Raw genomic sequence first — 19,089 nt, 5'->3', positions numbered from 1 at the left:
TGCCCGGGGCCCGATGATCGCTTTGTCAGTGGGGCTTGGTAGAACTCCTTCACCCGGTCGGCAGGTTCGCCCCGGGCACGACGAGCTGAACTCTCCACCGACACGGAACGAGGAACGGGCGCACATGATCGGTGACCACCTGCAGGAACTCCACGGCCTGCCCGCCTTCCACTTCCCGGGCGAGGAGGACGGCCCGGTGGACCCGGCCGGTCTGCCCGCTCCGGAGTCGGTGGCCTGGCGCGTGACCGGGGACATCTACGGCAGCGGCGAGAGCTGGGAGAAGGCCTTCGAGCGGTTCCGGGCCGCCGTCGACATCACCCGGGTGCGCGCGCTGATCGTGGGCGTCTGGGGCGAGGCGTACGAGGGAGGCCCGGAGGGCGTGATCGAGGCGCTGGTGAAGGCGCACGGACAACTGCCCGCTCTGCGGGCACTGTTCCTCGGCGACATCACCGTCGAGGAGAGCGAGATCTCCTGGATCGCGCAGGGCGACGTCACCCCGCTGCTGGAGACCTTCGGGGACCTGGCCGAACTCGGTGTGCGCGGCGGCCACGACCTGCGGCTCAACGCGGTGCGCCACGACCGGCTGCGCACGCTGCGGGTGGAGACCGGCGGCATGCCCGCCGAGGCCGTCCGCGGGGTGGCGGCCAGCGAGCTGCCCGCGCTGGAGCACCTCGACCTGTGGCTGGGCACCTCGGAGTACGGCGGTGACGCCGAGGTCACCGACCTGGAGCCGATCCTGGCGGGCACCCGGCTGCCCGCCCTGAAGCACCTCGCCCTGCGCAACAGCGAGATGCAGGACGACATCTGCGCGGCCCTCGCCGCCGCGCCGGTGGTGGCCCGGCTCGACGTCCTCGACGTCTCGATGGGCGTACTGACCGACGACGGCGCCGCCGCACTGCTCACCGGCCAGCCGCTCACCCACCTCAAGACGCTGGACATGCACTACAACTTCCTCGGCGAGGAGATGCGCGCCCGGCTGCGGGACACGCTGGAACCGGCGGGCGTCCGGGTCGACACCGACCCCGACGACGCGGAGTCCGACGACGACGGGGACGGCGACGTCTGGCGTTACGTGGCGGTGGGTGAGTGACGGGCCGGTCGCTCGGCTGGGCGGTCGTCGGCAACGGGGAGAACCGGCGGGTGACGCTGTTCGCCGAGGCTGCGCGGGCCGCCGGGATCGGCACGCCCCGCCTCGTCGAGTGGCGCGACGTCCTGCGCGACGGCGGTCACACCTTCGCGGACGACGAGATCGTGCGGCTGGACTCACCGGGCGAGAACGTGGAGGTGGACCGGCACCTGCGCGGGGCCGTCGAGCCCACGCGCGTGGAGGGGTCCGCCCGCTGGTACGCCCGCTTCCTGGACGCCGTCCGCTCGTTGCGGGGCGGGATACGGCTGGACGACCCGGACGAGCTGGCCGTGCTGTTCGACAAGCGGCTCTGCCACGCCCGGCTGACGGCGGCCGGGGTGCCGGTGCCGGCGTCGCCCACCTCCGGCGGGGCGCTGCCGGTGCGCGGCTGGGACGACGTACGGGCGGCGATGCGGGAGCACGGCATGCCGCGCGTCTTCGTGAAGCCGGCGCACGGCTCCTCCGCGTCCGGCGTGCTGGCCGTGGAGACGGGAGCCGGCGGACGGATCAGGGCGACGACATCGGTGGAGGTGACACCGGACGGGCTGCACAACTCGCTGCGGGTGCGCCGTTACACCGACGAGCGCGAGATCGCCGGCATCGTGGACGCGCTCGCGCCCGACGGCCTGCACGTCGAGCGCTGGCTGCCCAAGGCGTCCGTCGGGGGCAGGACCGCGGACCTGCGGGTCGTGGTCGTGGCGGGCCGGGCCACCCACGCCGTCGTCCGTACCAGCCGCACCCCGCTGACCAACCTCCACCTGGGCGGGGCACGGGGCGACCTGGCGGCGGTCGTCGCGCTGGCGGGCGCGAGCTGGACGCGGGCGCTGGCCGTCTGCGAGGCGGCCGCGGCCTGCTTCCCGCGCACGCTGTGCGTGGGCGTGGACCTGCTCCCGGCGACCGGCTGGCGGCGGTTCGCCGTCGGCGAGGTCAACGCCTTCGGCGACCTGCTGCCCCGCCTGACCGGCCTCCCGGGCGGCCCCGCCGAGGGCCTGGACACCTACGCGGCGCAGATAGCCGCCGCGCGGACGGCCGTGCCCCTCCCGTCACCGGCCCCGCACCCCACCGAACCGAGGAACGACCATGCGCGCCCCTGAACCGCCGGACCCCGACATGAACGAGGTGGTGGGCCGCGACGACCTGCTCCTGCTCACCCTCGACACCCTCCGGTACGACGTCGCGGCGGAGCTGGCCGCGGCCGGCCGGCTGCCGAACCTGGCCGCGCACCTGCCGGGCGGCACCTGGGAGAAGCGGCACGCCCCCGGGAACTTCACCTACGCCTCCCACCAGGCGATCTTCGCGGGTTTCCTGCCGACGCCCGCCGCGCCCGGACCGCACCCCCGGCTGTTCGCGGGCCGGTTCGCCGGCAGCGAGACCACCGCGGGCCGCACCTTCGTCTTCGACACGCCCGACCTGGTGTCGGCGCTCGCCGGGCGCGGCTACCGCACGGTGTGCGTCGGGGGCGTCGGCTTCTTCAACAAGCAGGGTGCGCTCGGCAGCGTGCTGCCGGGACTGTTCCAGGAGAGCCACTGGGCCCCGGAGTTCTCCGTCGCGTCCCCGACCTCCTTCGAGGAGCAGGTGGCGTGCGCCGAGCGGGTCGTCGCCGGACTGCCCGCCGGACAGCGGCTGTTCCTGTTCCTCAACGCCTCCGCGCTGCACCAGCCCAACTGGTTCCACCTGCCGGGCGCGACCCGCGAGGCGGGCGACAGCATCGAGACCCACGCGGCGGCGCTCACGTACGTCGACCGGCACGTCGGGCGGCTGTTCGCCGCGATGAGCTCGCGCCGCCGCTGCTTCGCCGTCGTCTGCTCCGACCACGGGACCACGTACGGAGACGACGGATACACGGGGCACCGCCTCGGCCACGAGGCCGTGTGGACCGTCCCCTACGCCCACTTCTTCCTGGAGCCGTCCGCATGACCGCCCCCGCCCTCACCGACCCGTCCGCCGGGACGCGGCCGCCCCGCCCGTACCAGCACTACGTCTACGCCTACCCGCACAAGACGGCGTACCGGCCCCTGGAGCCCGCGCCCCGGCTCGCGGACCTGTGGACCGGAGAGGGCAGACAGGCCCTGTCCCTCTACGCGCACATACCGTTCTGCGAGGTGCGCTGCGGCTTCTGCAACCTGTTCACGCGGATCGGCGCCCCCGGCGACCTGACCCGCCGCTACCTGGACGCCCTGGAACGGCAGGCGGTCGCCGTCCGCGAGGCGCTCGGCGACGGCGAGCCGGTGCGCTTCGCGAACGCCGCGTTCGGTGGCGGCACGCCGACCTTCCTGGAGGCCGGCGAGCTGGCGCGGCTGTGCGACATCGCCGAGCGGCACATGGGCGCGGACCTGCGGGCGATCCCGCTCTCCGTGGAGGCCTCGCCCGCCACGGCGACGGCCGACCGGCTCGCCGTCCTGGCCGAGCGGGGCACCACGCGGCTCAGCCTCGGCGTGCAGAGCTTCGTCGAGGCGGAGGCGCGGGCCGCCGTACGGCCCCAGCGGCGCGCCGACGTGGAGGCGGCCCTCGCACGCGTCCGCGAGGCGGGCATCCCGGTCCTCAACATCGACCTCATCTACGGCATCGACGGGCAGACGGCGGCCAGTTGGCGGCTGTCGCTGGACGCGGCCCTCGCCTGGCGGCCGGAGGAGATCTACCTCTACCCCCTGTACGTCCGGCCGCTGACGGGCCTGGGCCGCCGCCGCGCCGGGGCCGCTCCGGAGGCCGCCGACCGCGAGTGGGACGAGCAGCGGCTGCGCCGGTACCGCGAGGGCCGCGACCATCTGCTCGCGCACGGCTACGAGCAGGTCTCGATGCGCATGTTCCGCCGCGCGGACGCCCCGCCGCAGGGCCCGGACGACTACGCCTGCCAGACCGACGGCATGATCGGCCTGGGCTGCGGCGCCCGCTCGTACACGTCGACGCTGCACTACTCGTTCGACTACGCGGTGGGCATGTCCGAGGTCCGCTCCCTCATCGACGCGTACACGGTCACCGAGGACTTCTCCCGGGCCGTGCACGGCCGCGCGGTCGACGGGGACGAGGCCAGGCGCCGGCACCTGCTGCAGTCCCTGCTCCAGGCGGAGGGACTCCCGGTGGCCGACTACCGGCGGCGCTTCGGCTCCGGGCCGTACGACGACTTCCCGGCGGAGCTCGCGACCCTGGCCGGGCGCGGCTGGCTGGCGGAGCCGGACGACCGGGACTCCGGGCGGCTGCGGCTGACCGCCGAGGGACTGGCCCACTCCGACGCCATCGGCCCCGACTTCTTCTCCCCCGCCGTACGGGCCGCGATGGCCGCGTACGAGGCGAAGTGACGGCTGCCGTGACCGACGCGACGACGCACCGGACGGCGGACCGCATGACGGACCGGACGACGGACCGGACGACGGCTCTGACGATCCTGTACCGGGGGCCCCTCGCCTCCTGCGACTACGACTGCCCCTACTGCCCCTTCGCCAAGCGCCGCGACTCCACGGCACAGCTGCGCGCCGACCGCGCGGCCCTCGACCGGTTCACGGCCTGGGCCCGCGACGAGGCGGACCACCGGCTGTCGGTGCTCTTCACCCCCTGGGGCGAGGGGCTGGTGCGCTCCTGGTACCGGCGGGCGCTGGTGGACCTCTCGCACGAGGCGCACATCGACCGGGTGGCCATCCAGACCAACCTGAGCTGCCGCACCGACTGGCTGGAGGGGGCCGACCTGGACACGCTGGCGCTGTGGTGCACGTACCACCCCGGGCAGACCCCGTACGACCGCTTCCTCGGCAGGACCCGCCGGTTGGCGGAGCTCGGTGTCCGGTTCAGCGTCGGCATGGTGGGCCTGCCCGAGCACCTGGAGCACGCGCGGCGGCTGCGCGCGGAGCTGCCGGAGCACGTGTACCTGTGGGTCAACGCCGCCGAGGGACACACGTACACCGACGAGCAGGCCGCCCCGTGGACGGATCTCGACCCGCTCTTCCCCTACAGCCGCCATCCGCACCGCTCCGCCGGGATGCCGTGCCGGACCGGGGAGTCCGTCGTCTCCGTCGACGGCGAGGGAACCGTCCGGCGCTGCCACTTCGTCCCCGCCGAACTGGGGAACCTGTACGACGGCTCCTACCGCGCGGCCCTCGCCCCGCGCCCGTGCCCGCTGGCCGTCTGCGACTGCCACATCGGGTACGTGCACCTGGAGACGCTGCCGCTGTACGACGTCTTCGCGGGCGGCGTCCTGGAACGCGTCCCGCGCCCGGTCACGCCGATGGCATGAGATGCCGGTGACATGAGGCGTCGGCGGTCGGCACGGGACGGGCCGCGGGGAACCGGTTCCCCGCGGCCCGTCCACCGGGTCGGTCGCTACGCCGAGGGGTCCGGCTTCTCCTCGTCACGGTCGTCGCCCTCCCGCCGGCCCGCGTCGACCGTGCGCGGCGTCTCGGTGGTGGACCGCTCCGGGTTCTTGATCACCTGGTCGGTCTTCGGCGTCTTCCCCGCGCTCTCCTCGGGCGTGGTCATCGTCGGCCTCCTCGTGTCGCGTGTCGTGGTCCGGTCGCCTCGTCGGCGACGCTCCCCCCTCGCGTACCAGCCGTGACGCGTTCCATGCCTGGGTCATGCCCGGTCATGCCCGGTCATGCCGAGGCGGCGGGCTTCTCCCAGACGGAGACGTGACCGCGGCTCTCGGCGGTGAACGGCTCCCGCGTCCAGGTCTCCCACCGGTCGCGCAGCCGCAGCCCGGCCAGCCGCGCCATCAGGTCCAGCTCCGCCGGCCACACGTACCGGAACGGGATGGACCAGTGCCGGGCACGCCCGTCGACGATCGTCACGTAGTTCGAGCTCATCGCCTGGGTGACGACGTCGTACGTGTCGAACGCCCACTCGGTGGAGCTGATGGTGAACGGGACGGCGCTCTGCCCGGGCGGCAGGCGCCGCAGCTCGGGCACCCCCACCTCGACGACGAAGCAGCCGCCGGGCCGCAGGTGGGCGGCGGCGTTGCGGAAGCAGTCCACCTGGGCGTCCTGCGTGGTCAGGTTGTTGATCGTGTTGAAGACGAGGTAGGCGACGGCGAACTCGCCCGGCACCCGCGTGGTCGCGAAGTCGCCGATCGTCACGCCGATCGCGGCACCGCCCGGCTTGGCCCGCAGCCTGGCGACCATGGCGCGGGACATGTCGATGCCGTGCACGGGAACCCCGCGCCCGGCCAGCGGCAGCGCGATCCTGCCGGTGCCGACGGCGAACTCGAGCGCCCGGCCGTCACCGGCGAGCCCGGCCAGCAGGTCGACCGCGGGGTCCACCGCCTCCGGCCGGAACATGTCCGCCGACGACTCGTCGTAACGGGCCGCGACGTCCTCTCCGAAGTAACCGTCTCCATCAGGCATGCCGGGGACCGTACCTTCCGGGAGCCGCCCGGCGCACACGGATTTCCCTTGGCCTTCCGCCGCCGCACGAAATGACCGGGAAAGCCGGTGGGCCGGGACTTCGCGGGGTAGTCGAGCAACGACAGCAGTGACCCGACCCGCATCCCGGAAGCCCAGGAGGAACGCCGTGGCCGGAATCGTCGACCGGATCAAGAGGTTCGCCGGCAGCCCGCAGGGCCGCCGCACCATGGACCAGGTGCGGCGCGCCGCCGCCGACCCCCGCCGCCGCGCGCAGGCGCAGCGGCTGCTGGGAAGGCTGCGCACCCCCCGCCGCTGACAGGGCGGCGGAACACGCGCGTCGGCCGGCGGCTCACATGACCTCGATGCTGATGATGCAGGTGTCGTCGTCCGTGTCGGACCTGCTGTACGTGAGCAGGTGGTCGAGCCGCTGTTCGAGGCTGGTTCTCGAGGTGGCCGCCGTCATCACCAGGTGGTGCAGGGACTCCTCCATGGAGCGGTCCCTGCGCTCCACCAGTCCGTCCGTGTACATCAGCAGGGTGTCGGCGATGTCCAGCCGCACCTCGGCCTCCTCGTAGGAGACGTCGGGAACGGCGCCGAGCAGCAGTCCCTTCAGCATGGGCAGGGTCGCCGCCTGTCCCTCGCGCACCAGGACGGGCGGCAGATGGCCCGCGCGGGCCCAGCGCAGAACCCGGCTGGAGGGGTCGTACAGGGCGCATATCGCGGTGGCGGTCACCGAGTTGGTCAGGTGGTGGGCCACGTTGTTCAGCCAGGACAGCAGCTGCGCCGGGCCCGCCCCGGTGACGGCGAGGCCCCGCAGCGCGTTGCGCAGGACGACCATGCTGGTGGCCGCCTCGATGCCGTGCCCGGCGACGTCGCCGACGCTCAGCAGCACCTGCTTCGAGGGCAGCACGACCGCGTCGTACCAGTCCCCGCCCACCAGGTTCTCGGTCTCGGCGGGCCGGTAGCGCACCGCGGTGCGCAGCCCCGGCACGTCCGGCGGGGCCGCGGTCACCGGCATGATGGCCTGCTGGAGCTGGAGCGCCAGCCGGTTGCGCTCCGCGGACTCCTGCTCGGTCTGGGCGAGCTGGTCCCGGGTGGCGGCGAGAGCGACCTCGGTCCAGTGCTGCGCCGACACGTCCTGGTACGCGCCGCGCACGGCGAGCAGGGTGTCGTCGATGTCCACGACCGGCTCGGCCACCACCCGGATGTGCCGGGTCACGCCGTCGCGGCGGCGCAGCCGGAACGCGGCCGACGCCGGTTTGCGGTGGTGCAGGACGGTCCGCAGGAAACGGCCGATGACGACCGCGTCGTCCGGGTGGGTGTGGTCCCGCAACTGCTCGACGGGGACGGGACCGGCGGCCTCGTCCCTGCCGTAGAGGGCGAAGAGCTGGCTGTTCCAGGTGATCTCGGCGGTGACGAAGTTCTCCTCGAAGCCGCCGATGCGGCCGAGGCGCTGGGCGTGCTGGAGGAGGTTCGCGAGCCGCGCGGCCTCGTCCTCTATCCGCCAGATCAGCAGCACGCTGTCGCCGTGCCGCATGATGCTGACCTCGGCGACGGACGACAGCGGCACCTGGTCCACCAGGGCGGTGAGCGTCATCCGGCTGCCCCGGAACGGCTCGCCCGTCGCGTAGACCCGCTCCACGTGCTGGAACAGGTCGCTCTGGTCGACCGCCATGGGGTACGCCTCCAGCAGCAGCGCGCCGTTGACGGCGCTGCGGGGGCGGCCCGCGGGGTCGCGGAAGCGGTGGTTGACGTGGTGGATGCGGAAGTCGGCGAGGTGCCCGTCGGCGTCCACCTGGGGCACGAGGACGAGCGCCGGGTCGTACAGGCCGTCGGCCAGGTCGACCAGTTCGGCCAGGCCCGACCGCGTCGGGGAGTTCCCGGACGAGCCGGAGGCGGCGTCGGAGTGGATCTCCAGGGTGTGCGCGCACAGCTCCGCGAGGGCGTCGATCTGCCGGACGACTGCGGGCGGCTGGGCGGGCAGCGGGGTCGGCCAGCAGATCTCCAGGACGCCGTGGATGCGCCCGCCGACCCCGGCGGGCACCGCGACCCGGCCGCCCTCGGGGTGGTGGGTGCGGCCGATGGAGGGCAGCCCGCGGGCGGCCAGCGACTCGATCCACTCCGGTTCGCGCTCGGTGAGGGCGCAGCGGGCGACGGTCGCGACGCCCGGCGGGACGTAGCGCCAGCGCTCCGCCTCCCCGGTCGGGAAGCCGGCGCTGCCCGCCAGCGTCAGGGAGCCGTCGGCGCCGGCCACCCAGACGGCGACGCCGCTCGCCCCGAGGGGCCTCAGCGCGTGTTCCAGGAGGGAGTCGGCGACGGCCTGCGGGTCCTCGGCGGCGAGCGCGCTGCTCTCCGCCGTGCGCAGCCGTACGGCGGCGGAGGCGGCCTCCGGCGCGGTGGCCCGGGCGTCGGCGCCGACGGCCGTGGCGAAGTCGACCGCGGCTTCGGTCAGGCGGTCGCGGACCACCTGGTTGACGATGTCGGCGGCCAGCTCCAGCGGGGTGACGCCCGCCTGGTCGGCGAGCGCGGCGAGCTGCCGGGCGGCCTCGGTCGGTCCGCAGCTCAGGCGCTCCACCAGCATGCCCTTGGCGAGCTCGATGAGCGCGCGCCCGTCGGCCGCGGCGTGCGCGGCCTGCACCTCGGCGCGCAGCCGCTCGACCGTCGCGGCGAGCCGCCCGACGGGGGTGGTCGCCGGGGCACCGCCGCGCGCGCCGGACGCCGCGGCGGGCGCAGGGTCCTCGGACGGCCCGGCGGCGTGCGCCGTGGAGGGCGCGGACGGTGGTCCGTCCGCCGTGGCGGGAAGCCGCCACGGCTCGTCGTCCCGGGTGGCGTCACCGGGCAGGTCGCGGATGCTCACGGATGCGCACGCTCCTTCTGACACGCACGGTGTGCGCGGGACGGGAGGGGAGGGCCTGCGGGCGCCGGTGTCGCCGGCTCCGCCGGTGTCACGGCGCCAGCCAGCGCCGTACGCAGGCGATGAGGTCGTTGGCGTCGACCGGCTTGGTGACGTAGTCACTGGAGCCCGACGCCAGGCTCTTCTCCCGGTCCCCGGGCATCGCCTTGGCCGTGACCGCGATGATCGGCAGGTCCCGGTAGCGCGGCATTCTTCTGATCTCGGCGGTGGCCGCGTACCCGTCCATCTCGGGCATCATCACGTCCATCAGCACCAGGGCGATGTCGGGGTGCTCGGTGAGGACCTCGATGCTCTTGCGGCCGTTCTCCGCGTGCAGCACGCGCAGGCCGTGCATCTCGAGGATGCCGCTGAGCGCGAACAGGTTGCGGGCGTCGTCGTCGACGACGAGCACCGTCCGTCCGGCCAGGGCGCCGTCGGGCTCGGGCGCCGTGCTGACGCTCTCCTCGATCCGCACCAGCGGGACCACGTCGCCGGGCTGTTCGGCGGACAGGTGCAGGGCGATGCGTTCGCGCAGCTCGTCCAGGCTGGACAGCATCTCCAGCGGCCGGTTCTCGGCGCGGGCCCGCAGCGCGTCCTCCTGGGCGGCGGGCAGCCGGTGGTTGTTGTGGACGAGCACCGGGACGGTGGCCAGCGCGGCGTCGCCGTCCACGGCCTCCAGCAGCCGCATGCCCTCGCCGTCGGGCAGGTCCAGGCTGAGGACGACGCAGTGGCACGGGCGGGCGGCGAGCGCGGAGGCCGCCTCCTGGGCGCTCATGGCGGTGATGATCTCCACGGCGTCCTGCGGGTCCCGCATGGCCCGGCTGCGGTCCAGGTCGGCGACGGCGCTCTCGGCGACGACGGAGAGCAGTCCGCGCACCCGTTCCTCGACGACCAGGAGCCGTCGCGGATGGGCCTCCGGGGCCGCGGGCGCGGGTTCCGGCCGTCCGCCCGCGGGCAGGACGGGCGACTCGCCGCCCCCGCGCGGCTCGGCCGCCGCCTGCGGGACGGTGGCGACCTCCTGGAAGTCGGTGCGGGCCACCGGCAGGTAGAGAGTGAAGGTGCTGCCCTGGCCCGGGGTGCTGTCGACGGCGACCGCCCCGCCCAGCAGATGGGCGATCTCCCGGGTGATGGACAGCCCGAGGCCCGTGCCGCCGTACTTGCGGCTGGTGGTGCCGTCCGCCTGCTGGAAGGCACCGAAGATCGTCTCGAGCTGCTGCTCGGGGATGCCGATGCCGGTGTCCCTGACCCGGAACGCCACCACGGGCCCGCCACGGAGCACGTGGCTCGGCACCTCGCTGTCGGCGGCGGGCTCGATGCGCAGCTCCACGCCGCCGCGCTCGGTGAACTTCACGGCGTTGGAGAGCAGGTTGCGCAGCACCTGGCGCAGGCGTGCGTCGTCGGTGACCAGGTCGACGGGCGCGCCCGCGGCGGTGGTGACGGTGAAGGACAGGCTCTTCTGCGTGGTCATCGGGCGGAACGTCGCCTCGACGTAGTCGAGCAGACGGCGCATCGGGACGCGTTCGGGGGCGATGTCCATCTTCCCCGCCTCGACCTTGGACAGGTCGAGGATGTCGTTGATCAGCTGGAGCAGGTCCGAGCCGGCGGAGTGGATGATGCCCGCGTACTCCACCTGCTTGGGCGTGAGGTTGCGCGAGGGGTTCTGGGCGAGCAGCTGGGCGAGGATGAGCAGGCTGTTGAGCGGGGTGCGCAGCTCGTGGCTCATGTTGGCCAGGAACTCGGACTTGTACTTGGAGGCGAGGGACAGCTGCTGGGCGCGGTCCTCCAGCTCCTGCCGGGCCTGCTCGATCTCCAGGTTCTTCGCCTCGATGTCCCGGTTCTGGGTGGCCAGCAGGGTGGCCTTCTCCTCCAGTTCCGCGTTGGACCGCTGCAGCTCCTCCTGACGGGCCTGCAACTCCTCGGAACGGACCCGGAGTTCTCCGGCGAGCCGCTGGGACTCGCCGAGCAGCTCGTCGGTACGGGCGTTGGCGAGGATGGTGTTGACGTTGACGCCGATGGTCTCGGTGAGCTGGCCCAGGAAGTCCTGGTGGATCTGGGTGAAGCGGGTGACCGAGGCCAGTTCGATCACGCCGAGGACGTGTCCCTCGACGGTGATCGGCAGGACCACGAGCGCGGTCGGCGCCGCCTGGCCGAGCCCGGAGGAGATGGTGACGTACCCCTCGGGCAGTTCGTCGACGGTGATGGTACGGCGGCTGCGCGCGGCCTGGCCGACGAGGGTGTGGCCGAGCGGGATGCGCCCGTCCCGGCCCGGGTCGTGGGCGGGGCGGCCGTAGGAGCCGATGAGCCGCAGGTGGACGCCGTCCGCCGACTCCTCCGCCAGGTAGAAGCCGCCGAACTGGGCGGAGACCAGCGGGGTCAGCTCGTCCATGATGAGTTCGGCGACGACGTCGAGGTCGCGGTGGCCCTGCATCAGCGAGGAGATGCGGGCCAGGTTGGACTTCAGCCAGTCCTGCTCCTGGTTGGCCCGGGTGGTCTCGCGCAGGGACTCCACCATCGCGTTGATGTTGTCCTTGAGCTCGGCGACCTCGCCGGAGGCGTCCACGTTGATCGACCGGGTGAGGTCGCCCTCCGCGACGGCGCTGGTCACCTCGGCGATCGCGCGGACCTGGCGGGTCAGGTTGCCGGCCAGTTCGTTGACGTTCTCGGTGAGCCGCTTCCAGGTACCGGAGACGCCCTCGACCTCGGCCTGTCCGCCGAGCCGGCCCTCGCTGCCCACCTCGCGGGCGACGCGCGTGACCTCGGCGGCGAACGAGGACAGCTGGTCGACCATGGTGTTGATGGTGGTCTTGAGCTCCAGGATCTCGCCCCGGGCGTCCACGTCGATCTTCTTCGACAGGTCGCCGTTGGCGACGGCGGTGGTGACGAGGGCGATGTTGCGGACCTGGCCGGTCAGGTTGTTCGCCATCGAGTTGACGTTGTCGGTGAGGTCCTTCCAGGTGCCGGCGACGTGCGGCACGTGCGCCTGGCCGCCGAGCCTGCCCTCGGTGCCCACCTCACGGGCCACGCGGGTGACCTCGTCGGCGAAGGCGGACAGGGTGTCGACCATCGTGTTGATCGTCCCGGCCAGGGCAGCGACCTCGCCCTTGGCCTCCACAGTGATCTTCTGGGAGAGGTCGCCACGGGCCACGGCGGTGGCGACCTGGGCGATGGAGCGCACCTGCCCGGTCAGGTTGGACGCCATCAGGTTGACGTTGTCGGTGAGGTTCTTCCAGGTGCCCGACACCCCGCGCACGGTGGCCTGGCCGCCGAGGTTGCCCTCGGTGCCGACCTCGCGGGAGACGCGGGTGACCTCGTCGGCGAAGGACGAGAGCTGGTCGACCATCGTGTTGATGGTCTCCTTCAGCTCCAGGATCTCGCCCCGGGCGTCCACGCGGATCTTCTGCGACAGGTCGCCCTGGGCCACGGCCGTGGTCACCTCGGCTATGGCGCGGACCTGGGCGGTCAGGTTGTCGGCCATGACGTTGACGGACTCGGTCAGCGCCTTCCAGGTGCCCGAGACGCCCTTGACGTCGGCCTGGCCGCCGAGGCGCCCGTCCGTGCCGACCTCACGGGCCACCCGCGTGACCTCGTCCGCGAACGCCGACAGCTGGTCGACCATCGTGTTGATGGTGTTCTTCAGCTCCAGGATCTCGCCCCGGGCGTCCACGGTGATCTTCTGCGAGAGATCGCCCTTGGCGACCGCCGTGGCCACCTGGGCGATGGACCGGACCTGTGCGGTGAGGTTGCCCGCCATGAAGTTCACGGAGTCCGTGAGGTCGCGCCAGGTGCCCCGGACGCCCTTGACGTCGGCCTGGCCGCCGAGGCGCCCGTCCGTGCCGACCTCACGGGCCACCCGCGTGACCTCGTCCGCGAACGCCGACAGCTGGTCCACCATCGTGTTGATGGTGTTCTTCAGCTCCAGGATCTCGCCCCGGGCGTCCACGTCGATCTTCTGCGACAGGTCACCCTTGGCGACCGCCGTGGCCACCTGGGCGATGTCCCGGACCTGGGTCGTCAGGTTGCCCGCCATGGCGTTGACGGAATCGGTCAGATCCGCCCAACTGCCGGACACACCCGGTACCTTGGCCTGACCGCCGAGGGTGCCCTCGGTGCCGACCTCGCGCGCCACCCGGGTCACCTCGGAGGTGAACAGGGACAGCTGGTCGACCATGCCGTTGAACACGGAGGCGATCTCGCCGAGCAGTCCGCCCGCCTCTTCCGGCAGCCTGGTCCCGAAGTCACCGTCCCGTACCGCCGTCAGCCCGGCCAGCAGCTGCCGCAGCTCCGGCCCACCGGGCTCGGTGCCCGGTTCCTTGATCGCCATTCCCGCCTCGTCCATGGTCTCCCTCTCCCCCGGGCGTCCCCATCGGCGCCCGCCCGGACACGCCACTCGCCCGGCCGGACCTCCGGACGGGGTGTCGGGCGACGCGTCCCCCTCATCATCCGCCATCCCCCGCCGGGACTTGCCCGAAGCCCCGTCAACCAGCGCTTTGTACACCGACAAAATACGTCGGCCGTCCACGGTCGGCGGCACACGCGCACAAGAACGATCACGGTCGACGGGCCGGGAACAACGCGAGCCGGTCCGGGGTTTCCGGCCACCGTGAGAACGACCGTCGGCACGTCCCCCGAACGAGGGCTGGCATCCGTAAAAGTCGAATCCCTAGGATGAGTTTTCATCGGTGCGCCCGTCACAGGCGCGACACAGACTTGGGGGGCGGATGCAGTCCGGAAGCCAGTTGTCCACGTCCATCGACGCCACCGTGCCCACGGCGGCCCGCATGTACGACTACTACCTGGGCGGGAAGGACAACTACGCCGCGGACCGGGCGGCGGTCGAGGAGCTGGACAAGGTCGTGCCCAGCACCCGCGCCCTGGCGCTGAACAACCGGCGCTTCCTGCGGCGGGTGGTCAGGACGCTGGCCGCCGAGTACGGCGTCCGCCAGTTCCTCGACCACGGTTCCGGGCTGCCCACCCAGGACAACGTGCACCAGGTGGCGCAGGGCGTCGATCCGGCCGCACGCGTGGTGTACGTCGACAACGACCCGATGGTCCTGGTGCACGGCCGGGCGCTGCTCGACCAGAACGAGCAGACCGCCGTCATCCAGGCCGACCTGCGCGACACCGACGGCATTCTCTCCCACCCGGACACCGCGCGCCTGATCGACTTCTCGCAGCCGGTGGCCGCGCTGTTCGTGTCGGTGCTGCACTGCATCCCCGACAGCGACACCGACGGCCCGCGGGCCGTGGCCCGGCGCGTGGCCGAGCGCCTGGTCCCGGGCAGCTTCATGGTGATGTGCCAGCTCGTCAGCGAGGACCCCCGGGTCCGCGACTTCGTCACCGGCTTCATGGACCGTACGACCCAGGGGCACTGGGGCCGTGTCCGCCAGGAGAAGGACGTGGCGGAGCTCTTCGACGGGCTGGACGTCCTGGAGCCGGGCCTGGTGGAGGTGTCGACCTGGCGGCCCGACACGGAGGTGGCGCCCCGTCAGCTCACGCACGAGTGGATCGAGTTCGGCGGGGTGGGCCGCATCCGGTAGCGCTCCGCCGGCCGGTGTCATGCCGGGTAGCGCCGCTCCAGCGTGTCCTTCAGCAGTCTCAGGGAGGCGCGCGGGTCGAGGGCGTCGTCGGCCAGCCGGTCGAGGGCGAGCCGGTACTCCTCCGTCTCGTCACGGTCCTCCAGGAAGTTGGCGCTTCTTATGTGCTCGAGGTAGACGATGTCGGGCAGGTCGAGACCGCCGAACCGGAGGTACGTGACGGGGATCGCCGGCGCCGACGCGTCCGTCACGTCCAACGGGACGATCTGCACGGTCACATGGGGCAGCTGCGCCATCCTGACGAGGTGCTCGAGCTGCTCCCGCATCACCGCGCGGCTGCCCAGGACCCGCAGCAGCACCGACTCGTCCAGCACCGCCCAGAACTGCGGGGCCTCCGCGCGGTGCAGCAACTCGCCCCGGCGTCTGCGCAGTTCGACCCGCCGCTGCACCTCGTCGGCCGACGCGGCCGGCAGGCCGCGCTCGACCACGGCGCGGGTGTAGGCGGGTGTCTGCAGCAGTCCCGGGACGTACTGGATCTCGAAGGTACGGATGGTCGCGGCCGCCTCCTGCAGCCCGACCAGCCGGTCGAACCACTCGGGCATCAGCCGCTTGTCGTAGCGCTGCCACCAGCCCGGCTCACCGGCCCGCCGGAGCAGCTTGAGCAGCACCGAGGCCTCGTGCTCGTCGGCGCCGTAGAGCGTGAGCAGCGCCCGGACGTCCGCCTCCGCCGGGGGGCGGCGGCCCTTGCCCGCCTCGATGCGGGACAGTTTCGCCGGGCTGAAGCCGAGCGCCCGCGCCGCCTGGTCCTGGGAGTGGCCGGCATCCTCGCGCATCCCCGCCAACTGCACGCCCACCAGCATCTTCAACAGCGTGGGAGCGGGCTCGGGACGGTGCAGATACGGTTCGAGGCGGGAGAGACGGTGCGGCTCTGCGGACATCCCTGACTCCCAGCTCGCGGGCAGAAATCAGACCCAGATTATCGCACTTGGCCGGATACGCCGCAGTGGACCGCAGAAACGGCCCTCTTGGCCCGGCGCGCCAGACGTCACACCAGGTGGTCGAAGTCCCCGTCCTTGGCACCGGCCAGGAACGCGGCCATCTCGGTCGGCGTGTAGACGAGGGCCGGGCCGTCGGGGTGACGGGAGTTGCGCACGGCGATGCTTCCGTCCGCCAGGGAGGCGACCTCCACACAGTTGCCCTCGGCGTTGCTGCGCCGGCTCTTCGTCCAGCGGGCCCCCAGGGAGCTCGCCCGTATTCCGTTGGGCACTGCCGGCACCGAGTCCTCCTTGTTCACCGTCGTCCCCGTGCCACACCATCTGTCCATCAGGCGCAATTTCGCGTGCAATTGCACGCCGGTGCTGTCTGCGTGAATAATAGCCGTGGCGTCAACCGCGTCAGCGGCGCCGCAACCTGACGTCACATCAGGGAGACGGCCGTGTCCTCACACGTGATCCGAGCGCATCGCACCGCACCGGCCGGAACCGAGGCCGCAGCAACAGCCGGCGCCGCAGGCATGGCCTCGGCCGGAGCCGGAGCTGAAAAAACGTACCGTCAGCCGAACGCGCCAGGGCGCACGGCCACTTCCGTCGCGTTCCCCATCAGCGGCGGTCCGCAGTGCTTCGCCCGGGCGCGGGACTTCACCCGCGACACCCTGCGCCGATGGTCGCTGGACCACCGCTGCGACGACACCGTCACCGTCGTCACGGAACTGACCGCCAACGCCGTCACGCACGCCCTGCCGCACGCCCCCGCCGGCGCCGCCGAGGTCTGGCTCGGCCTCGCCCTCGGGCCCGGACACGTCCTGTGCGCCGTCGCCGACCCGGCCGACGCACCGCCCGTCGTCCGGCGCCCCGAGGACAACCTCTTCGAGGAGAACGGGCGCGGGCTGCACCTGATCGGCGCCCTGTCGGAGCGATGGGGCTGGCTGGAGGGCTCCCCCGCCGGCAAGACCGTCTGGGCGCTGCTGCCCGCCGCACCACGCGCCTGATGCCCGGAGAGAACACCCGGGGAACACGGGAGGAGACCATCCCCACCTCCGAAGAAGTCCCTGCACGCAGTACCACGCGACGCGTCCGTAACCGGAGCACGACCTGACACCGCCGCAGGAGCAGACATGGCCACACCTCTGACGACCTTGGACGACGTGCCCTGGCACGAGATCAAGGACTCCAGCGGATCCGCGGCGGCCATCCCGGATCTGCTGACCGCCATCGCCTCCGACGACCTCGCCACGGCGCGGGACGCCCTGCGGCGGTTGCGGGAACGTATCTGCCAGTACGGTTTCGTGGTGGAACAGGCGACGGCCGCCACCGTGCCCTTCCTGTGGGAGCTGGCCCGGCGGCCCGAGGTCACCTGCCGTCCGCAGATCATCCAGTTGCTGTCCTGCGTCGTCGCCGCGCGGCAGTGGGAGGACATGGCCGCCGCCTATCCCAAGCTGCTCCACTACACCGACGACTACGTGGGGTGGGAGCAGGAGGCCCGGGCCGCCGTACGGGCCCATCGCGACCTCCTGCCGTGCCTCCTCGGCGACCCGGACCCCGAAGTCGTCCGCGCGGCGGAGGAGCTGGCCACCGCGCTGGCCGCCTGAGCCCCGCCCGGCCCCGCACGCGGAGTGTGCCGTCCGGGGCGCAGCGCGTGCCGAGATGGCGCACCCGGCGCGTTCCGGGTACTCGGTGACCGGACGGGCGCGGACCGCCCGTGTTCGACGTGCCGAGGAGGTGGACCATGGATCACTCGCGGGTCCCGGTTCTGGAAGCGCTGGTGGAGTTCAGGCGACGCGGGGACGTGGCGTACGGCCCTCCGGGGCACAAACAGGGCAGGGGCGCCGACCCCCGGGTCGTGGAGGTCCTGGGCGAGGGGGTGTTCCGTTCCGACGTGCTGTCCCTCAACGGCCTCGACGACCGCCGTCAGTCACAGGGCATCGTCTCGCAGGCCGAGGAGCTGATGGCGGACGCGGTCGGCGCCGACCATGCCTTCTTCTCCACGTGCGGCAGCTCACTGTCCGTGAAGACGGCGATGGTGTCCGTGGCCGGACCGGGCGAGAAGCTGCTCGTCTCGCGCAACGCGCACAAGGCGGTGGTCTCCGCGCTCGTCGTCAACGGGGTGGCGCCGGTCTGGGTGCACCCGAAGTTCGACGCGGAGCGGCACCTGGCCCATCCGCCGGAGCCCGACGACGTGCGCCGGGCGTTCGAGGCCCACCCGGACGCCAAGGGCATGCTGCTGATCACGCCCACGGACTGGGGGTCCTGCGCGGACATCCGCGGGGTCGCCGCCGTGTGTCACGAACGCGACGTACCGCTGATCGTCGACGAGGCCTGGGGCGCCCATCTGCCCTTCCACCCCGGCCTGCCGGCCTGGGGCATGGACGCCGACGCCGACCTGGTCGTCACCAGCGTGCACAAGATGGGCGGGGCGATCGAGCAGAGTTCGGTGTTCCATCTGAAGGGCGACCGGATCTCGCCCGACGTGCTCAAGCAGCGGGAGGACCTGCTGGGCACCACCAGCGCCTCCACACTGGTGTACGCGACGCTCGACGGGTGGCGCCGGCAGATGGTCGAGCAGGGGCACGACCTGCTGGAGGGCGCGCTGCGGCGCGCCGGGCGGGTGCGTGCGGCGGTCGCGGACATGCCCGGGCTGCGGCCGATGGGCGACGACATCGTGCGCGAGGGGCTCACCGCGGAGTTCGATCCGCTGAAGATCACCATTGACGTGCGCGACCTGGGCATCAGCGGGATGCAGGCCACCGAGTGGCTGCGCACCGAGTGGCACGTGGACATGGGGGCCTCGGACACCTGCCGGATCAGCGCGAGCCTCACCCACGCCGACGACGACCGCACCGAGCAGCTGCTGTGCGACGCGCTGCGGAGCCTGACCGAGCGGGCCGGGTCCCTGGAGCAGCGCCCCCGGACGCGGCTGCCGGAGTCCGGCTCCCTGGAGCTGGAGCAGGCCATGCTCCCCCGTGACGCCTTCTTCGCGGCGGCGGAGCGGGTACCGGCGGACAAGGCCGCGGGCCGGGTGGCGGCGGAGATGGTGACCCCGTACCCGCCGGGAGTGCCCGTCATCGCCCCCGGGGAGGTCATCACCCCGGAGATCGTCGACTACCTGCGCAGCGGGCTCGCCGCCGGTGTGCTCATCCCGGACGCCGCCGACGCCTCCCTGGACACCTTCCGGGTCGTCGCGAAGTGATCGGCCACGGGGCGCCGGGGAGCG

Annotated in this window: 16 protein-coding genes; 10 read left to right on the top strand and 6 right to left on the bottom strand. The window is 72.7% G+C overall.

Annotation, left to right across the window (positions count from 1 at the left end; translation table 11 throughout):
- The first annotated feature begins 124 nt into the window (after positions 1-124).
- From IEZ04_RS09840 to IEZ04_RS09820, 5 genes are read left to right on the top strand one after another with little or no spacing between them, the layout of a single operon-like run.
- Positions 125-1,090 (top strand): STM4015 family protein, encoded by a 966-nt coding sequence (locus tag IEZ04_RS09840; protein ID WP_189216342.1) that lies wholly within the window; start codon positions 125-127, stop codon positions 1,088-1,090.
- Positions 1,087-2,220, top strand: coding sequence for an STM4014 family protein (locus tag IEZ04_RS09835; RefSeq protein ID WP_189216341.1), 1,134 nt, complete (start codon positions 1,087-1,089; stop codon positions 2,218-2,220). Before IEZ04_RS09840 ends, IEZ04_RS09835 begins: the two co-directional genes overlap by 4 nt.
- Positions 2,221-2,236: 16 nt before the next feature.
- Positions 2,237-3,043, top strand: a complete 807-nt coding sequence (locus IEZ04_RS09830) for an STM4013/SEN3800 family hydrolase (protein ID WP_189216643.1) — start codon at positions 2,237-2,239, stop codon at positions 3,041-3,043.
- A complete protein-coding gene (locus IEZ04_RS09825) occupies positions 3,040-4,422 on the top strand; it encodes an STM4012 family radical SAM protein (RefSeq protein WP_189216340.1) in 1,383 nt (460 codons plus the stop codon). Before IEZ04_RS09830 ends, IEZ04_RS09825 begins: the two co-directional genes overlap by 4 nt.
- A 44-nt stretch (positions 4,423-4,466) precedes the next feature.
- On the top strand, positions 4,467-5,351 hold the full coding sequence (locus IEZ04_RS09820) for an STM4011 family radical SAM protein (protein WP_189216642.1): 885 nt from the start codon (positions 4,467-4,469) through the stop codon (positions 5,349-5,351).
- Positions 5,352-5,437: 86 nt separating this feature from the next.
- Here the strand turns inward: IEZ04_RS09820 and IEZ04_RS09815 are convergent, their stop codons facing one another.
- Positions 5,438-5,593, bottom strand: coding sequence for a hypothetical protein (locus IEZ04_RS09815; RefSeq protein WP_189216339.1), 156 nt, complete (start codon positions 5,591-5,593; stop codon positions 5,438-5,440).
- Positions 5,594-5,706: 113 nt separating this feature from the next.
- On the bottom strand, positions 5,707-6,453 hold the full coding sequence (locus tag IEZ04_RS09810) for a class I SAM-dependent DNA methyltransferase (protein WP_189216338.1): 747 nt from the start codon (positions 6,451-6,453) through the stop codon (positions 5,707-5,709).
- A gap of 166 nt (positions 6,454-6,619) precedes the next feature.
- Here IEZ04_RS09810 and IEZ04_RS09805 point away from each other — a divergent pair, with 166 nt between their 5' ends.
- Positions 6,620-6,769, top strand: a complete 150-nt coding sequence (locus tag IEZ04_RS09805; RefSeq protein ID WP_189216337.1) for a hypothetical protein — start codon at positions 6,620-6,622, stop codon at positions 6,767-6,769.
- Between the two features lie 33 nt (positions 6,770-6,802).
- Here the strand turns inward: IEZ04_RS09805 and IEZ04_RS09800 are convergent, their stop codons facing one another.
- The gene (locus IEZ04_RS09800; RefSeq protein WP_189216336.1) at positions 6,803-9,310 is read right to left on the bottom strand and encodes a SpoIIE family protein phosphatase; all 2,508 of its coding nucleotides are present in this window, start codon (positions 9,308-9,310) and stop codon (positions 6,803-6,805) included.
- An 88-nt stretch (positions 9,311-9,398) separates the two neighbouring features.
- The gene (locus IEZ04_RS09795; RefSeq protein ID WP_229820921.1) at positions 9,399-13,682 is read right to left on the bottom strand and encodes a HAMP domain-containing hybrid sensor histidine kinase/response regulator; all 4,284 of its coding nucleotides are present in this window, start codon (positions 13,680-13,682) and stop codon (positions 9,399-9,401) included.
- Between the two features lie 382 nt (positions 13,683-14,064).
- Between IEZ04_RS09795 and IEZ04_RS09790 the strand changes: the two genes are divergently transcribed.
- A complete protein-coding gene (locus tag IEZ04_RS09790; protein WP_189216335.1) occupies positions 14,065-14,883 on the top strand; it encodes an SAM-dependent methyltransferase in 819 nt (272 codons plus the stop codon).
- A 17-nt stretch (positions 14,884-14,900) separates the two neighbouring features.
- Here IEZ04_RS09790 and IEZ04_RS09785 read toward each other — a convergent pair whose 3' ends face one another.
- A complete protein-coding gene (locus IEZ04_RS09785; protein WP_189216334.1) occupies positions 14,901-15,818 on the bottom strand; it encodes a helix-turn-helix domain-containing protein in 918 nt (305 codons plus the stop codon).
- A 107-nt stretch (positions 15,819-15,925) separates the two neighbouring features.
- Positions 15,926-16,156 (bottom strand): DUF397 domain-containing protein, encoded by a 231-nt coding sequence (locus tag IEZ04_RS09780; protein WP_189216333.1) that lies wholly within the window; start codon positions 16,154-16,156, stop codon positions 15,926-15,928.
- Positions 16,157-16,315: 159 nt separating this feature from the next.
- On the opposite strand from IEZ04_RS09780, the gene IEZ04_RS09775 reads away from it, so the two are divergent.
- The 3 genes from IEZ04_RS09775 to IEZ04_RS09765 all read left to right on the top strand — a co-directional run bounded on the left by IEZ04_RS09775 (position 16,316) and on the right by IEZ04_RS09765 (position 19,065).
- Positions 16,316-16,867, top strand: a complete 552-nt coding sequence (locus IEZ04_RS09775; RefSeq protein WP_229820920.1) for an ATP-binding protein — start codon at positions 16,316-16,318, stop codon at positions 16,865-16,867.
- Positions 16,868-16,993: 126 nt separating this feature from the next.
- Positions 16,994-17,467: a hypothetical protein gene (locus IEZ04_RS09770; protein WP_229820919.1), complete on the top strand. Its 474-nt coding sequence runs from the start codon at positions 16,994-16,996 to the stop codon at positions 17,465-17,467.
- Positions 17,468-17,604: 137 nt separating this feature from the next.
- The gene (locus IEZ04_RS09765) at positions 17,605-19,065 is read left to right on the top strand and encodes an aminotransferase class I/II-fold pyridoxal phosphate-dependent enzyme (RefSeq protein WP_189216332.1); all 1,461 of its coding nucleotides are present in this window, start codon (positions 17,605-17,607) and stop codon (positions 19,063-19,065) included.
- The last annotated feature ends 24 nt before the right edge of the window (positions 19,066-19,089 follow it).

The sequence above is a fragment of the Streptomyces ruber genome (assembly GCF_014648075.1).
Classification (GTDB): domain Bacteria; phylum Actinomycetota; class Actinomycetes; order Streptomycetales; family Streptomycetaceae; genus Streptomyces; species Streptomyces ruber.
Note: the sequence above shows the minus strand (reverse complement) of the source record. Positions and strands in the feature narration are given on the sequence as shown.

Excerpts from the sequence above, each read along its gene's own strand:
- IEZ04_RS09840 (WP_189216342.1), top strand. The coding sequence starts at position 125 with ATGATCGGTGACCACCTGCAGGAACTCCACGGCCTGCCCGCCTTCCAC.
- IEZ04_RS09830 (WP_189216643.1), top strand. The coding sequence starts at position 2,237 with ATGAACGAGGTGGTGGGCCGCGACGACCTGCTCCTGCTCACCCTCGAC.
- IEZ04_RS09825 (WP_189216340.1), top strand. The coding sequence starts at position 3,040 with ATGACCGCCCCCGCCCTCACCGACCCGTCCGCCGGGACGCGGCCGCCC.
- IEZ04_RS09820 (WP_189216642.1), top strand. The coding sequence starts at position 4,467 with ATGACGGACCGGACGACGGACCGGACGACGGCTCTGACGATCCTGTAC.
- IEZ04_RS09815 (WP_189216339.1), bottom strand. The coding sequence starts at position 5,593 with ATGACCACGCCCGAGGAGAGCGCGGGGAAGACGCCGAAGACCGACCAG.
- IEZ04_RS09810 (WP_189216338.1), bottom strand. The coding sequence starts at position 6,453 with ATGCCTGATGGAGACGGTTACTTCGGAGAGGACGTCGCGGCCCGTTAC.
- IEZ04_RS09795 (WP_229820921.1), bottom strand. The coding sequence starts at position 13,682 with ATGGACGAGGCGGGAATGGCGATCAAGGAACCGGGCACCGAGCCCGGT.
- IEZ04_RS09790 (WP_189216335.1), top strand. The coding sequence starts at position 14,065 with ATGCAGTCCGGAAGCCAGTTGTCCACGTCCATCGACGCCACCGTGCCC.
- IEZ04_RS09785 (WP_189216334.1), bottom strand. The coding sequence starts at position 15,818 with ATGTCCGCAGAGCCGCACCGTCTCTCCCGCCTCGAACCGTATCTGCAC.
- IEZ04_RS09770 (WP_229820919.1), top strand. The coding sequence starts at position 16,994 with ATGGCCACACCTCTGACGACCTTGGACGACGTGCCCTGGCACGAGATC.
- IEZ04_RS09765 (WP_189216332.1), top strand. The coding sequence starts at position 17,605 with ATGGATCACTCGCGGGTCCCGGTTCTGGAAGCGCTGGTGGAGTTCAGG.